This window comes from Microbacterium sp. LMX7-1.2, from assembly GCF_040675935.1.
Taxonomy (GTDB): Bacteria; Actinomycetota; Actinomycetes; order Actinomycetales; family Microbacteriaceae; genus Microbacterium.
The window spans coordinates 776,267-791,871 of record NZ_JBEGIL010000001.1; the positions used below are offsets into that span (position 1 = coordinate 776,267).

General features: G+C 72.3%; 10 protein-coding genes. 4 read left to right on the top strand and 6 right to left on the bottom strand.

The genetic code is table 11. From position 1 onward, the window contains the following. Window positions 1–50 precede the first annotated feature (50 nt). Entirely contained in the window at window positions 51–1,145 is a 1,095-nt protein-coding gene (locus MRBLMX7_RS03930) for a YlbL family protein (RefSeq protein WP_363366291.1), read from the bottom strand. A gap of 117 nt (window positions 1,146–1,262) precedes the next feature. Between MRBLMX7_RS03930 and MRBLMX7_RS03935 the strand changes: the two genes are divergently transcribed. Then, the gene (locus tag MRBLMX7_RS03935) at window positions 1,263–2,684 is read left to right on the top strand and encodes a zinc-dependent metalloprotease (protein WP_363366292.1); all 1,422 of its coding nucleotides are present in this window, start codon (window positions 1,263–1,265) and stop codon (window positions 2,682–2,684) included. 814 nt (window positions 2,685–3,498) lie between these two features. On the opposite strand, the gene MRBLMX7_RS03940 is transcribed toward MRBLMX7_RS03935, so the two are convergent. Both MRBLMX7_RS03940 and nudC read right to left on the bottom strand, forming a co-directional pair. Next, window positions 3,499–5,220 (bottom strand): ATP-dependent helicase, encoded by a 1,722-nt coding sequence (locus MRBLMX7_RS03940; RefSeq protein WP_363366293.1) that lies wholly within the window; start codon window positions 5,218–5,220, stop codon window positions 3,499–3,501. Continuing rightward, a complete protein-coding gene (gene nudC, locus MRBLMX7_RS03945; RefSeq protein ID WP_363366294.1) occupies window positions 5,217–6,113 on the bottom strand; it encodes an NAD(+) diphosphatase in 897 nt (298 codons plus the stop codon). The genes MRBLMX7_RS03940 and nudC overlap by 4 nt, the downstream gene beginning before the upstream one ends. Window positions 6,114–6,177: 64 nt before the next feature. On the opposite strand from nudC, the gene MRBLMX7_RS03950 reads away from it, so the two are divergent. Then, complete coding sequence (locus MRBLMX7_RS03950) at window positions 6,178–7,557, top strand: hypothetical protein (RefSeq protein WP_363366295.1); 1,380 nt, start codon at window positions 6,178–6,180, stop codon at window positions 7,555–7,557. Here MRBLMX7_RS03950 and MRBLMX7_RS03955 read toward each other — a convergent pair. Together MRBLMX7_RS03955 and MRBLMX7_RS03960 are read right to left on the bottom strand one after the other, a co-directional pair. Next, window positions 7,503–10,958 (bottom strand): ATP-dependent DNA helicase, encoded by a 3,456-nt coding sequence (locus tag MRBLMX7_RS03955; protein WP_363366296.1) that lies wholly within the window; start codon window positions 10,956–10,958, stop codon window positions 7,503–7,505. The two genes, MRBLMX7_RS03950 and MRBLMX7_RS03955, sit on opposite strands and share 55 nt — an antisense overlap. Next, the gene (locus MRBLMX7_RS03960; protein WP_363366297.1) at window positions 10,955–14,194 is read right to left on the bottom strand and encodes an ATP-dependent helicase; all 3,240 of its coding nucleotides are present in this window, start codon (window positions 14,192–14,194) and stop codon (window positions 10,955–10,957) included. Before MRBLMX7_RS03960 ends, MRBLMX7_RS03955 begins: the two co-directional genes overlap by 4 nt. A 157-nt stretch (window positions 14,195–14,351) precedes the next feature. On the opposite strand from MRBLMX7_RS03960, the gene MRBLMX7_RS03965 reads away from it, so the two are divergent. Beyond that, window positions 14,352–14,576 carry a DUF3107 domain-containing protein gene (locus MRBLMX7_RS03965; RefSeq protein ID WP_050721410.1) on the top strand — a complete coding sequence of 75 codons (225 nt, stop codon included), beginning with the start codon at window positions 14,352–14,354 and terminating at the stop codon, window positions 14,574–14,576. A 6-nt stretch (window positions 14,577–14,582) separates the two neighbouring features. Beyond that, on the top strand, window positions 14,583–14,870 hold the full coding sequence (locus tag MRBLMX7_RS03970) for a hypothetical protein (RefSeq protein WP_363366298.1): 288 nt from the start codon (window positions 14,583–14,585) through the stop codon (window positions 14,868–14,870). Window positions 14,871–14,886: 16 nt separating this feature from the next. Here MRBLMX7_RS03970 and MRBLMX7_RS03975 read toward each other — a convergent pair whose 3' ends face one another. After that, window positions 14,887–15,600 carry a ferritin-like fold-containing protein gene (locus MRBLMX7_RS03975; protein ID WP_050722041.1) on the bottom strand — a complete coding sequence of 238 codons (714 nt, stop codon included), beginning with the start codon at window positions 15,598–15,600 and terminating at the stop codon, window positions 14,887–14,889. Window positions 15,601–15,605 lie beyond the last annotated feature (5 nt).

Consider the following 15,605-nt stretch of genomic DNA (forward strand, 5'->3'; position numbering starts at 1 on the left):
CCGGCTGTCATCCCGGTCACGGGGAGGTCACGACGCATACGGCCTCCGAGTCACTGCGCGGAGGCGACCTCGCACGTCGGCAGCGCCGAGACGTCGCCGTCGTCCGCGATGACCTCGAGCGCCGCGAGGGACTCCTCGAGCGTCGATGTGCTCAGCACGGTCAGCCCGTCGGGGATGTGGCCCACGACCTCGTCGCAGTTCGACTGCGGGGCGAGGAAGTAGTCGGCCCCGGCGTCGCGGGCTCCGTAGAGCTTTTGCCGGATGCCGCCGATCGGCCCGACCGTGCCCTCGGCGTCGATCGTGCCGGTGCCGGCGACGTTCTGCCCGCCGTTGAGTTCGCCAGGGGTGAGGGTGTCGATGATCCCGAGGGCGAACATCATTCCGGCGCTCGGACCGCCGACGTTGTCGAGCTGCAGCGTGACGTCGATCTCGAAGTCGTAGTCGGTGCGCAGCGTGACGCCGATCAACCAGGTGGTGACGTCGCCCTCCGTGTGCTTCTCGGGTGTGACCTCGACCGTCGTCTCGGCGCCGGCACGCAGCACCGTGAGGGCGACCGGGTCTCCCCCGGCATCCTGGATCGCCTCGCGCAGCTGCGTGGCGGAGGTCACCGCGGTGCCGTCGACCGCCGTGATGACGTCCTCCGGCTCGAGGGCGCCCTGCGCCGGCGCGTCCTCGACGACGTCGACCACCGCGACCTGCGCCCCGGTGTCGTAGCCCAGCTCGTTCAGCGCCGCGGCCGTGGCCTCGTGCTGAGAGTCGACCATGAGCGTCGCATTGCGCTCGTCGCGCTCCTCGCTCGTCTGCCCCGCGGGGAACACCGACTCGATCGGCACGACCGCGCGCGACGAGTCCGCCCAGGCCAGTGCGAGCTCGAACCAGCTGGGCGTGCGCTCGCGGTTTCCGACGACCTGGACGGTCGTGAGGTCGAGAGTGCCGCCGGTCTCGTAGGTCTCAGCGCCCTCGACCTTGATCAGCGGCACCTTCTCGCCGTCTGCGCCCGGGGCCGTGCCGAGAGTGTCGTAGACGGGTCCCGGTCGCTGGATCACATAGGGCGTGGGAAGGAAGGTGAGCACCACGAGCGCGATCAACGCGACGACCAGCGCCCATACTCCCAGTCCGAGCTTCACAGACCGGGTTCGATCCACAGGTTCCTCCGTCGTTCGCGGGCGGCGTACAGCGATCTGCCCACGTTCGGGGACTCGCGGCCGTTCCTGTGACTAGCGTAGATGCCACGGCTTCAGACGTGCTGAGAGGCGATCCCGATGGCAGACAACGACCCGACACCCGAGGACTTCCAGGAGTTCCTCCGACGAATGATGGCCGGCCAGGGCGCCGGCGACATCGACCCCGAGGCCCTCCAGAACGCCTTCGCCGGCATGGACGGCCTCCAGCTCGATCCGGCGATGATGCAGACGATCATGTCGCAGCTGCAGGGCGCCTTCGGTGGCGACGCATGGGAGAACGCGCTCCGTCAGGCTCTGCACATCGCGAACCGGGACGGGCTCGGGATCTCCGAGGGGTCGCGCACCTCGCTCGCGGACTCGTTCGCCCTCGCGAACCTCTGGCTGGGCGAGGCCACGACGATCTCGGAGCTCGGCGAAGCGCCCAGGGCCATGACCCGCGGCGAGTGGGTCGAGGCGACGCTCCCGGTCTGGAAGGAGATCGCCGATCCCGTGTCGACGAGCATCGCGGACGCCCTCACCAGCGCGCTCGACACCCAGGTGCCCGAGGACATGCGCGGCATCGTGCAGGGAGCGGGCAAGCTCATGCGCGGTCTCGGCGGCTCGGTCTTCGCCGCGCAGTTCGGCCAGGTGCTCGGCAACCTCTCGCTCGAGGTGGTGTCGGGCGGTGACGTCGGCATCCCCGTGCTCCCCGCCGGCACCGCCGCGGTGATCCCGCAGAACCTCGCCGCGTTCGGCGAGGGGCTGGAGATCCCCGAGGACCAGATCGCACTGTACCTGTCGACGCGCGAGCTCGCCTACGCGCGTCTCTACCGGCACGCCAAGTGGCTGCACCTGCACGTCATGGCGCAGATCACCGACTTCGCCCGCGGGGTCACGGTCGACGTCGATGCTCTCGAAGACGTCGCGAGCCGCCTGGACCCCTCGAACCCGGAGGAGCTGCGCGCGGCGATCGAGGGCGGAGCGCTCCTGCCCACGCAGAGCGAGACGCAGCGCGATGCGCTGGCTCGGCTCGAGAACCTCGTCGCGACGATCGACGGCTGGGTCGACGTGGTCACGGCGCAGGCCACGGCACGTCTGCCCGACGGCGCGAGGATCGCGGAGGCTGCGCGTCGCCGGCGCGCGGTGGGCGGCCCCGCCGAGGACGCGCTCGGTGCGCTCGTCGGCCTCAAACTGCGTCCGCGTCGCCTGCGGGAGGCGTCGGCGATGTGGCAGGCCGTGACGGATGCCGTCGGCGCCGCGGGGCGCGATGCGCTGTGGGACTACCCCGACCTCATGCCGACGTCGGAGGATATCGACGACCCGACCGCACTGGTCGCCCGGCTCCAGGCCACGGCGCGCGGCGAGCAGCCGGCGACGGACGAGTTCGACGAGGCGCTCGCGCGTCTGCTCGACGGCGACGACTTCTCCGGAGAGGGCGACCAGGGTGCCGGGGACGGCGACGGCCCCGCGGACGACCACGGCGACGAGGGCGGCGCGCCCGAGGGTGACCGACCGGTATAGGTCGGAAGCGCTTCGGCGTCTCCTCCTCCCCAAGTGCCGGATCCGTGGCAGTTGTCCACGGATCCGGCTTTCTCCGCCCCGGCGAGCTCGTCGCATCCGCACAATCGAGGGATGCCGCCGCTCACGCCCAAGGTCCTCACCCGACTCGACCCCTCCGTCCCGCTGCTGTGGCGTGACGGCGAGACGCTGCAGATCGGGATCGAGGGCACGTTGCGGATCCCCGCCGCCGAGCCCTGGGTGGAACGACTGCTCACCCGGATGGCCATCGGGTTCCGGCGGGCGTCGTTCGACGTGATCGCGCACGCGGCCGGGGCCCCGCGCACCCAGGCTCGAGCGCTGCTCGCACGACTCGAGCCGCTGCTGCTCGACGACCCGCCCACGCCCCGCGCCGCATGGGTCGAGAGCCTCGGCGTGCACGACGGCCGGTGCGCCCCGCGTCTGCGCGACGCTCTGGTCGACGAAGGCGTCGCCACCGGCATCCGCTCGGACCCCGGGGACATCGGCGTCGTCCTCGTCGAGGGAGCCGCCGCCTCGATCGAGTTCGCACGCTACCTGCGCGAGGACACCGCTCACCTGCCGGTGTCGCTCGAGCGGGGGCGGATCACGATCGGCCCGCTGGTCGTCCCCGGCGAGTCACCCTGCCTCGCGTGCCGGGACGGCGCGGCCACGGACGACGACCCCGCGTGGCCGCGCATGCACGCCCAGCTCATCGGCCGCCCCTCCGGCCCGATCAGCGCCGCACGCATCGCCGGCGCCGCGACCGTCGTGGCGCAGATGCTCGCCGACGATCCGGCCGGCGGATCGGTCGTCGTGATCAGCCGCGACGGACGCCGCGCCCGGCACCCGGTGCCGTTTCACGCAGGATGCCGGTGCCGCGCGCCGTGGTCCCGATCTCCGCGAGGAACCGCGACGGAGCCCGTTCCCCTCGTCCGGCCGACCGCGACCACGACAGCGAGAGGGTACGCGCGGCCCGCGTGACGCCGACATAGGCGAGTCGTCGTTCCTCGTCGATCGCCTCGAACCCGGTGGCATAGGAGATCGGCAGGGCTCCCTCCGCCCATCCCGCCAGATGCACGTGCGGCCACTCGAGGCCCTTCGCGGCGTGCAGGGTGGACAGCGTCACGGTGCGCATGGTCGGCTCGTGCTGATCCTTCGCGCGCGCCATGAGCGCATCGCTGAACGAGCGCAGCGTCTCCCCCGGCGCGGCCTCCTCGGCGAGCCGCAGGATCGCGCGCCGCGCCTCCCAGCCGTCGCGCTGCGCGCCCCCCGCCGCCGGCGGCTCCTCGGTGAGACCGAGTTCGCGCAGCACACGCTGCACGCCGGGAAGGAAACCGTGCTCGGTCGGCGCGACCGCGGCGGCGCGCAGCGCGAGGATCGCCTGACGCACCTCCGGCATCGCGAAGAACCGGGTGCCGCCGAGCACCGAGGTCGCGATGCCCTGTGCGGCGAGAGCCTGCTGCAGCACGGCCGACTGCGCGTGCGCCCGGTAGAGCACGGCGACGTCGGCGGGTGACGCGCCGGCCTCGATGCTCGCCGCGATCGACGACGCGATGCCCTCGGCCTCCTCGCGCTCGCTGTCATAGGCGGTGACCGTGGGGGCGTCGGCCGAGAACGTCTCGCGTGCCGGGACCAGTTCGAGCGCGCCGGGCCGACCGCGCATGAGGGCGTTCGCGGCGGTGAGGATCGGGGCCTGCGAGCGGTAGTTGGTCTCCAGCCGGACGATCGTCGCGTCGGGATGCCGTCGCTCGAACTCCAGCAGGAAACGCTGCTCGGCGCCGGCGAAGGAGTAGATCGTCTGGCTCGCGTCGCCGACCACGCAGATGTCGCGGCGGTCTCCGAGCCACAGCTCCAGCAGACGGTTCTGCAGCGGGGACACGTCCTGGAACTCGTCGACCGTGAAGTGACGGTACTGCTCGTGCACGGAGGCGGCGACGCGGGGCTCGGCCTCCAGCATCCCCGCGCAGGCGAGCAGCACATCTTCGAAGTCCAGCTGGTGCCGCTCGTCCTTGAGCGCCTCGTAGCGCTGCTGCAGTTCGGCGAGCTGCGCCGCGTCGACGCCGCTCACGCTCCGGCCGAGCGCGGCGTGCTGCTCGACCGAGAGCATCGAGACCTTGCGCCACTCGATCTCGGACGCGATGTCACGCAGGGTCGCGGTGCTCGGGCGCAGGCGCATCGCATCGGCTGCCTGCCCGAGCATCCGCACCTTGTTGTCGATGATCGACGGTGCGGGCGAGCCGGCGAGCGTCGGCCAGAAGAAGTTGAGTTGGGCGAGAGCCGCGGCATGGAAGGTGCGGGCCGCGACGCCCTCGACGCCCAGCGCGCGGAGCCGACCGCGCAGTTCGCCCGCCGCCTTCGCGGTGAACGTCACCGCCATCACCCGTGAGGGGCTGTACGCGCCGGTGTCGACGCCGTGGGCGATGCGATGCGTGATGACCCGGGTCTTCCCCGTGCCCGCCCCGGCGAGCACCGCGACCGGACCGCGCAGCACGGATGCCGCCTCCCGCTGCCGTTCGTCGAGCGCGTCGAGCGCGCTCACGCGCCCTCCTCGAACCACGACACGATCAGCGCGCGGGCGATGGATGCCGCGCCGGGCAGACCGACCGGACCGCCGCCGGCGAGCGCGGTGCCGATCTCCTCACGGGTGAACCAGCGCACGTCGACGATCTCCTCGCCGTCGGGGCGCACCTCGTCCTCGTCCAGTGCGACCGCCCGGAACCCCAGCATGAGCGAACGCGGGAACGGCCACGGCTGCGACGACACGTAGCGCAGTGAGGCGAGACGCACCCCCGACTCCTCGGCCAGCTCCCGGTGCACGGTCGCCTCGAGCGACTCCCCCGCCTCCGTGAAACCGGCGAAGCACGAGTACATGCGACCGCCCCAGTTGGCGTTCGCCCCGAGCAGCAGCCGCTCGCCGTCGGCGCTCTCGACCGCCACGATCACGGCGGGGTCGGTACGAGGGAAGTGCTCCCGCCCGCACACCAGGCAGCGGCGGGACCACCCCGCCTGCAGCAGCTCGGTGCCGCCTCCGCACCGCGGGCAGAACGGCGCGTCTCGCAGCCAGCCGCCGAGCGCGAGGGCTTCGATCAGGATCTCGGCGTCCTCACCGCCGAGGCGGCCGCCGAGGTCGCGGAGCCCGAGCCAGGTCTCGTCCGGCGCGGTGTCCACGCTGTCCACCTCGGGGGCGAGAGCGGCGAGGAGCACGGCGTCGCCAGCCGCGTCCCTGCCGAGCAGAGCCCAGGTCGCCTCTCCCACGTCGTCCGCCGAGACCCGCAGGAGTGCGGGAGCCTCGAGGTCGTCGCCGTCGATGCGCACGCGTCCGTCACGGACGGCGATCACCGTCGTGGCGGGCTCCGCGCGCAGACGATCGATCACTCCGACCTCGGTCCGCAGGTCGGCCGCACGGTCGAAAGGCGCGTGCATCGTGGTCATCGACTCCCTCTCTCACGGGCGTGGCGGAGGCGGGACGGCCCCCGCGCCCACCTACCCTGGGGGTATGGGACGCTCTCCATTCACTCTAGCCGCGGCGGTGACGGCCGCACTGCCCGGAGCCGAGGTGACAGGAGCCCGCCCGCTGACCGCCGACGGCGACGGCAGGTTCGATTCCGCAGTCGCCTCACTCGCCGACGGCAGGGAGCTCGCGATCCGCGTCGCGGACGACGACGAGACCGCGCGTGAACTGGCCGCTGAGGCCCTCGCCCTGCGGGCGCTCACCGCAGGAGCACGAGCGATGCTGCCCTTCGCCGCGCCGGAGTACATCGGAGAGACGCGGCTCGGCGACGCACGCGCGCTCGTGACGGAACTGCTTCCCGGCTTCCAGATCGAGGCCGCCCTCGTTCCCGCCGGGCGCGGCGCGGCCGAGTCGATGGGATCCGCGATCGCCGCCGTGCACGCGCTGCCGACGTCGGTCGTGCGCGGAGCCGGACTGCTCATGCGCTCGGCGCAGGAGAGCCGCGACGAGCTGGCGCGGCTGGTCGACACCGCCGCCGCGACGGGTCGCGTTCCCGCGCGACTCACCGTCCGCTGGCGCGAGGCCGTCGCCGACGACGAGCTGTGGCGATTCGAGTCCACCGTCGTGCTCGGCGGCGTGCAGGCGACCTCCTTCCTGTTCCGCGACGACGACGAGAGAGGCCCCGAGGTGACCGGCCTCCTGGGTTGGCACTCGCTGTCGGTGGGGGATCCGGCGCTGGACCTGTCCTGGCTCTCGGCGGCGCCGGATGCCGCGGGAGACGTGCACGCGTCGTACGCGCGCACGGTCGACCGCGTGCCGGACCCGGCCCTGGAGGTGCGCGCCCGGCTGCTCGCGGAGCTCGAGTTCGCCCGGTGGCTCGTGCACGGCGACTCCCTGCGTCGCTCCGACATCGTCGACGACGCCGCAGCACTGCTGGAGGCCCTGGCCGACGGACTGCATGCCGACGACCTCACGGTGACCGGCTCCCGCGGAGACGGCGTCGACTCGGCGATGGACGCACTGGACCGCGTGCCCGAATCCGCGGCATCGAGCGTGGACACGTCGATGCAGACCGACGCGTACAACCCGAACGAGCTGTGGCAGGACGAGTCCGACGAGCGCTCCACGGACGACGGCGCGGATGATACGAGCGCCGATGCCGCGAGCACCGATGACGACGGCACCCATGATCTGACCGAGGCGGCGAGCGCGGCCGCCCACCGCATGGAGGTCGGGAGCCTGGAGACCGAGGATCTGTCCGACGTGAGGCGTGGTCGCGCGCACGACTCGGCGGAACGAGCGCACGACCATGCGCGGGACTCGGGGCGCACCGCCCCGCACGACGATGCATCATCGCCCGAGGACGAGGCTCAGCGCGCCGCGCGTGCCGCACTCCAGCGCTGGAGGAGCTCGGCCTCCGAGTAGACGCGGTCGCCGCGGATGACGAGGTCGTCGCCCACGTAGTAGAGAGCGACATCGATCTCCTCGAGGGGCACCCCGAATCTGCGGTGGTAGGCGAGCCGGTAGAGCGCGAGCTGCAGCATCCGCTCCTCTCGGTCCTTCGCCGTGCGCGGTGCCTTGCCGGTCTTCCAGTCGACGATCTCGATGCGGCCGCCCCGATCCTCGCGTCGGTACACCGCGTCGAGCTTGCAGATCACGATGTGCCGATTCTCCGGCACCGTCTCGAGTCCGCCGCCGAGCACGAAGTCGATCTCGATCTCGACGGCGATCGGCCGCCTGTCGCCCCACTCGCTGCGCTCGAAGACGCCCTGCAGCGCGGCGAGGTCGGCCGCGTCCGCCGGCGACACGTCCGCGCCCGTCTCGTCCGAGGAGGAGATGATGTCCTCGTCGTCCAGCTCCCAGAGCGCCTCGTCGACGCGCCGTCCCACGCCCACGAGTTCACTGCGGTGTTCGACCCAGGCGTGGAAGAGGGTGCCCAAGCGGGTCTGCCGATAGGGACGCTCCGGCATCGGGCGCACGATCGACGACAGAGTGTCGCCGAAGTCGGTGACGTAGTCCTTGAACCGAGAGGCGGGCACGCGCGTGGGCGGCGGGGCGTCGGTGCCCCTCAGCCTCGCCGCACGCTCGGCCAGCAGCCGCGTGAGCTCGGGCGTGGGTTCCGCCGTCCGGTCTCCCGCTTCGCGCACCGCACGAGCGGCTGCCTCGACGATCGGGCGCCGTGCACCGAGCGGATCGAGCGGCCAGGTGAGCGTCGCGCCGGGGCCGTCGTAGGGGTTGTCCTCGGGGTCGACCTCGGGGATCGGGCGTGCACCGCTCGCCTCGATCGCCTCGAGCAGGTAGGGGCTCGGCGCCTTGGGCTGCTTCTGCCCCGCCCAATGCGCGCCCGTCAGCAGCAGGTCGCTGCGCGCACGGGTCACGGCCACGTAGGCGAGGCGGCGCTCCTCCTCCTGCTGGTACTCGCGGTACGAGTCCTTGAACACCGTGAGCGCGCCCGGGGCGGTCTTACTGCGACTGGTGAGCGAGGCGATCCCCGCCTTGAGGCGCTTCGCCGGGTCGGGCTCCTCATCCGTCGGGGGGATCCAGGTGAACGTCGGGAGTGCGGCGCTGTCGCCGCGCAGCGCGAACGGCAGCACCCCGAACCCAAACCACCCCGCGGTGTCGGTCGGACGCGAGGGGAGCTCCCCCTCGACCATCCGCACCACGGCGACCGCGTCCCACTCGAGTCCCTTCGACCCATGGATCGTGAGCAGCTGGACCACGCCGGGCTCCGGAGGTTCGGGGCGCGGCATGAGCTCGTCCGTGCTCTCCGCCTTGTCGAGCCAGGCGAGCAGACTCGAGATCGTGCCGCGCTCATCGGCGGCGAGGAACGCCCTGACCTCGTCCGTGAACGCACGCAGCTGCGTCGCGGCGATGCGCGCCGGGCCGCGCGTCTCGTTGGTCGCGAGCTCGATGTCGAGGCGCAGCTCCAGCTCGATCAATCGGAGCAGGTCGGGCAGCGGAAGCGAGGAGGAGCGCCGCAGCCGCTCGAGCATCTCGCCCGCCGCACGGATCCTCGCACGACCCTCCGGGGTGATCTCCGCCAGCAGGCGGTAGTCGTCGGCGAGACCTCGGACGACGTCGACGGCATCGACGATCGACAACGCCTCGTCCGCCCCGCGCGATGCCCGGATCCTCTGCCGCAGCTCGTCGTCGAGGGGCAGCAGCCCGCTGTCGCGTCGGGACAGCTCGGCCGCGAGACCCTGCAGCGCGGCCATGTCGGCGACTCCCACCGCGAACCGCGGCCCCACCAGGAGACGGATCAGCGCGGACCCCGCCGTAGGGTCGTGCAGCACCCGCAGGGTGGACACGACGTCCACTACCTCGGGGGTCGAGAGCAGGCCCCCGAGACCGAGGATGCGATGCGGGATGCCGCGCCCGGCCAACGCCGCCGCGAAGGTCTGCATGTGCCTTTTGGAGCGGAACAGGATCGCGCCCGTGTGCGGCGTCGTCGCGTTCTGATGAGCCGCCCGCCGCTCGGCGAACCATGCGGCGACCTCTCGTGCCTCGTCGTCGACCGTGAGGGGGAAGCGCATGTCGACGGCGCCGTCGCCCGCACCGGGGCGAGGCTCGAGCGGCGGCACGTCCAGACCGGCTCGGCGCAGCGGTCCGAGCACCTCGTTGGCGATGTCGAGCACACCGCGGTCGTTGCGCCAGCTCGTCATCAGGCTGTAGTTCTCGACCGGCTCGCGGTCGGCGAAGGTGCGCGCAAACGCGTGGAGGTTGTCGGCGCTCGCGCCACGCCATCCGTAGATCGACTGGTGCGGGTCTCCGACCGCCATCACGGCCGAGTCCCGGAACAGTTCCGCGAGGAATCGCGTCTGGATGACCGAGGTGTCCTGGTACTCGTCGAGGAGCACGACCCGGTGCTGATCCCGCAGTTCCTCGCGCACGTCCGCGGAGGACTCCACGATGTCGTAGGCGCCGCTCACCTGGTCCGCGAAGTCGAGCACGCCCCGACGCTCCTTCTCGGCGATGTACTCGCGGACCAGACTCGTCAGCGCCGGGAGCGCCCGCAGGTTGGCGGAGACACCGCCGATGTCGGCGTGGCTCGCGTACGGCGCGAACGCCTCGGCCTGGCGCAGCGCGATCCGGTCGGCGCGTCCGAGATCGGCGCGGTGGTCGAGCGCATCTCCCGCGAGCCGCTGCACCGCGTCCACGACTCCGTTGAGGGACCGGTCGATCTCCTCGAGCTCGGGGAGATCGGCGCGCAGCACGATGTCGCGCGCGAGCATCCATGACGCCGCCTGGCTGAGCATCGCGACGTCGGAGTCCCGGCCGATGCGCGCCGCGTGCTCGCGCACGATGCCGTCGGCGAAGGCGTTGTACGTCGACACGCGCGGCCGAATCAGCAGATCCTCCACCGCCGGCGCCGCCGCTCCGCCCTCGACCGTGCCGAAGCGCGCCGCGAGGTCGTCGAGCACCTGCGCGCGGACGAGTTCGCGCTGACGACCGGCGGCCGCCTTCCCCACCCGCTCGAGCGCTCCTGTCGCGACGATCTCGGGCAGATGCGGCAGCAGGCCGCGGCGACCGTACTCGTCGATCAGCGCAAGCCGGGCAGCGATCCGCTCGGCGAGCTCCCCCGCCGCTTTGCGCGTGAACGTGAGTCCGAGGATCTCGTCGCGGCGCACATGCCCGTTCGCCACCAGCCATACGACACGGCCGGACATGGTCTCGGTCTTGCCGCTGCCGGCTCCCGCGACGACGAGCGCGGGAGTCGGCGGTGCTTCGATCACGCGCTGCTGCGCGGCGGTGGGCGGCGGCAGGCCGAGCGCCGCGGCGACATCGAGCGCCGACACCCCGTGCCCGGTGCCGTCCCAGACGGTCACGAGCTCACCGCCGGGACCGTGTGGATGCGGCAGGGCTGCACGCGCCACTGCGTGTCGGCGCAGTGGGCGTCGACACGGGCGGTGAAGCTCGACGCCGACATCCCCCGCGCGGCATCCGCGATGCGCCCGAGGAACTGCACGCGCTCCTCCCCCGCGAGCGTGTGCTGGTGCGCGACGCGGAAGTCGCTGCCGGACAGGGTCTTGGCGACGAGAACGAGTCGCGCGCCGGCGAGCGCTGCGGGGGCCGCCCCCTCGATGAGTCCCTGCTGGACGGCGACCTGATACGCGGCGAGCTGCGCGTGGTCGGCGACCTTCTGTTCGCTCTCGGGTTCGTACTTGCCGGTCTTCAGATCGACCACGACGACGCGCTCGGCCTCGGGTGCGGCCATCCGCGTCCACTTCTGGCCGCGCGCCTTGGCGTGCTCGCCGCCGCCGGGGGCGTAGGCCTCCACCCGGTCGATGAAGCCGTGCACGATCGCCCGGTGCGGCTGCGGGTCCCCGTCGCCGGTCACGTCGTGCACGCCGGGCCCCGTTTCCAGGTCGCCGTCGCCGTCGTCGGGGACGTCCACCGCGAAGCGGAACTCCACCTCGCCGGCCAGCACACGACCGCCCTCCGCGGAGACCGCCGAGAGGTAGCTGTGCAGCCGGTCGATGTAGAGGTCGGCGCGGCGGCGCTCCTTGCGCCCGATCCACGCCGTCTCGAAGTCGAGTTCGGGCCAGTGCTCGGCCAGAACGGCCCGGAGGCGGTCGAGCTCGCCGTCGGGAACCTTCTCCATCGCCTCATGCACGATCGTGCCGATCCCGGCCGACGGGGGCATGACCGAGTCGCCGCCCAGCGCCGACACGGCCCAGTTGAGCTCGCACTCCTCGAAGGACTCCATGCGCGACGGCGAGACGCGCGCGGCCTCCACGGTCAGATCGTGCAGGGGCGCCTCGGTCGTCGTCGGAGTCACTCCGTACCACTCGTCGGGGTCCGCGCCTGGCACGCCCTCGCGGGCCAGCACCGCGAGCTGGCCCGCCGCGTGCTCCCTCGCCGCCGCCGCGGTCGCCGTCGTGAGCGTCCGGCGGTGGCGTGCGACGAGGCCGCGCAGGGTGAGCGGATGCTCGGCCGAGGCGTGCATCTCGGGCGGTTCCGGTGCGGGCAGGAAAGCGAAGAACGGACTCGGCGTCATGTCGTCGTCGTCGACGGCGCTGATGAACAGCCGGGTCCTGGCACGGGAGATCGCCCGCACGAACAGACGCAGTTCGTCGTGCAGCACCGCACGACGGCGATCGAGCACGCCCGGGGGCTGCTCGGCGACCCCGGTGCGGGCGGCATGCATCGCATCAGCGAGGCGCCAGGTCTGCAGCAGGCCGCCCCGGAGCCGCACGTTCGGCCAGACGCCGTCCTGCACACCGGCCACCACGACCACGTCGAACTCGGTGCCGAGAGCGGTCGCCGGGGTGAGCAGGGTGACACGCCCCGGCCTGTCGGGGCTCGAGAGCGAGTCCTCCGGAACCTCGCTGTCGAGCACGTCGCGCACGAACGCCTCCGGCTTCTCGTTCGGCGTCCGCTCGACGAATCTCTTCGCGGCGCCGAACAGCGACACGAGGGCATCGAGTGCCCGCGCGGTCTCCGCGCCGCTCGCCTGCAACGAGGACTCGCGCCACGCGATGCGCAGTCGGCGGCCGTCGACCGCCCGCGCCTGATCCCAGACCCGCCAGAGCAGGTCGTGGATGGTCTCGCCGGCGGCCGCCGCCGCCGACACCTCGGCGACCGCCTCCGCGAAGCGGGCAGCGATACGAGACTCCTGCGCGTCGATGAGCGTCAGGTGGGCGGGCTCGGTGAGCGCCTGACGCAGCAGCTCGCGAGCGGGTGTCGAACCGCCGAGGTCGAGCTCGACGTGGCGCAACCGTGCCCGAAGGCGACGCAGTCCGATCGCGTCCATCCCGCCGAAGGGCGTGCGCAGCGCCTCCTCCCACTCCTGGGGTGTGCGGTCCTGCGGCGGCGTCAGCGCGAGCCGCACGACGCCGACGATGTCGCGCACGACGGACTCGCTGCCGAGCGGTCGCTGGATGCCGGCCGCCCTCGTCGGGATCTCCCGTGCGGCGAGCTCGGTCTCGAGCTGGGCGACCTGCCTCGTGTCGTGCGCGATGACCGCCATGCGGTCCCAGGGCACATCGTCCGTCAGATGCCATTCCCGCATGACACCGGCGATGCGGTCGAGCTCCTCGTGCGGCGACGGTGCGAGGAAGGTACGCACCGCGGGGTCGCCGTCGTCGGCGCTCGCGGTGGGCCGGGGCGCCCGGCGGTGATCCACTCGGCCTGCGGCCCCGATCGCCTGCGTCACGGCGCGGGTCAGTGTCGTGAGCTCGGCGGCCTGTCGGTGCGGTGCGTCGAGCACGTGCACCTCACCGAGCGTCCCCGCGAGCTCCGCGAAGAGCTCGGGGGTCGCTCCGCGGAACGCCCCGGAGGAGATGTCGGGGTCGCCGAAGGCGAGCACGGCGATCTCTCGAGCGCGCAGCGCCTGCACGACCGCGACGCCGCCGCGCGTCAGCTCCTGGGCGTCGTCGATCAGCACGACGCGGAGCGGCGCGAGCGGACCGAGGGTGGCGGGGTCGGCCGTGCGCAGGATCTCCGCGGCTTCGGCGAGCAGATCGGCGGCGTCGCGGTGGGCGGCGCGTGCACTGTCCAGCACGGCGCGGTACTCGACCAGGAAGTCCGCAGCGGCCGTCCAGGCGGGGTCGCCCGCAGCGCGCAGCTCGGCCGGATGCGCTCCCAGTTCGACGCATTCGGCGAGGAACGCCCGCAGCTCCGAGCGGAATCCCGTGGACGCGCGTACGGACGGGCTCAACGCGTCGGGCCACACGATCGCCTCGTCCTCGGCGTCGCCCGCGAGCAGCTCGGCGATCAGGCGGTCCTGGTCGGCGCCGGTGAGCAGCGCGGGTGGCTCGGCGCCGGCACGCACCATCGCACCGCGCACGATCTGGAACGCGAACGACCCCAGAGAGCGCGCGAGCGGCCCCGGTGTCGCCTGGCCGATCCGCACCCCCACGCGGTCGCGCAGCGCGGTGGCCGCCTGCCGGTTCGGCGTCAGGACGAGGACCTGCTCCGGGGCGAGCCGCTCGACGTCGAGCAGGTGCACGACCCGCTCGATGAGCGTACGGGTCTTGCCGGTGCCCGGCGCGCCGATGATGATGCCCGATGATGTCGCCGCGGCGCCGATCACGGCGGTCTGCGCGGCATCCTGGGTCATGTCCTCCACGCTACTGGCGTGCGCCGACATCGGACTCCTGCCCGCTCCCCCGCGCGTGTGCGCTCACGGCGAAACCGCGCCTTGACGCCGATCCGGCGTCATCCGCGCGGGGTAGAGTTGGGCGCACAGCAAGGTCGACGAGACAACGGGAGTACGCGTGGAAATCCGCATCGGCATCATCAACACCGGCCGCGAGCTCAGCTTCGAGACCGCCGCGAGCGCGGACGAGGTCCGCACCCAGGTCTCCTCGGCTCTCGAGCAGAACACGGCGCACCTGAGCTTCGCCGACGTCAAGGGCAACTCCTACCTCGTCCCGACCGCGCAGCTGGCGTACATCGAGCTCGGCACCGAGGAATCCCGCCGCGTCGGCTTCGTGGCCTGACCGGCGATGTACATCCTTCTCGCGCTGATCGGCGCGTGCGTGCTCGGCGTCGCCGCGCACTTCGTCCTGCCGGGGCGTGAGCTCCGCGGCGTGGCGCTCACGCCCGCCCTCGCGACGGCCCTCTCCGCGATCGCCTATACGGGCCTGCAATGGCTCGGCGTCGGCGAGGACAGCATCTGGCTGTGGCTGGCGAGCGTGCTCGGCGCGGTCGTGGTGGCCGGCGCCGTCACGGTGCTGATCGTCGGCATCCGCCGACGCACGGATGCCGAGGCCAAGGCCGCCCTCGGCATCTGACGGGGCGCCGATCCTCTTACGAGGCGAGTCCCATCGCATCCATGCGGCGGGCGTGTGCGCCCATGAGTTCGGTGTACACCGGTTCGACGCGCTCCTCGGTCATCGCGGCGAGCTCGGGCTGACGCAGCGCCGACCGGCACACGAGGATCGTGTCCCCCACGAGCCGGCGGGCCCACATCGACAGCAGCGAGCGCCACTCTCCGTCGCCGTCGATCGTCTCCTGGATGATCGCGACGATCTCGTGCCGTGCGTCGTCCTCGCTGAGGATCGCCACGACGCGCTCCCCGACCTCGCCGTAGCTCGATGCGAGCGCGAGGTAGAAGTCGTCGAGCATCCCGGCCGTGATGTACACCGAGAGCAGGGTCTCGCGCGGACGCGCCCCGATCGTCTTGCGACGGAACGCGTCGAGGTTCTCGCGGAAAGGCAGCATGAGCTGCGTCGGGTCGTCGCCCCGCTCGGCGATCAGATCGACGATCGCCCTGTGCTTGGTGAGGGCGGCGCCGGCGGCTCGGGACAGCGACTCCTTCTCGGAGAGCTCGGGGGTGGCGCGGATCAGGCGTGTGAGCGTCTCGAAGTAGCCGAGCTGCAGGTACGCGGCCTGACCGAGGAACCGGTCGAGCTCGGGAGCGACCTCGGCGAAGTCGACCCTCGTCGCCGTGCCCTGATCGCCGCGACTGCGCAGCGTCATCGTCCGCCGGGGCGTCCGACGCTTCCAGAACCAGTTCACCACGGGCT

Coding starts and splice junctions, on each gene's coding strand:
- MRBLMX7_RS03935 (WP_363366292.1), top strand. CDS start 1,263: ATGGCAGACAACGACCCGACACCCGAGGACTTCCAGGAGTTCCTCCGA.
- nudC (WP_363366294.1), bottom strand. CDS start 6,113: ATGACCACGATGCACGCGCCTTTCGACCGTGCGGCCGACCTGCGGACC.
- MRBLMX7_RS03950 (WP_363366295.1), top strand. CDS start 6,178: ATGGGACGCTCTCCATTCACTCTAGCCGCGGCGGTGACGGCCGCACTG.
- MRBLMX7_RS03960 (WP_363366297.1), bottom strand. CDS start 14,194: ATGACCCAGGATGCCGCGCAGACCGCCGTGATCGGCGCCGCGGCGACA.
- MRBLMX7_RS03970 (WP_363366298.1), top strand. CDS start 14,583: ATGTACATCCTTCTCGCGCTGATCGGCGCGTGCGTGCTCGGCGTCGCC.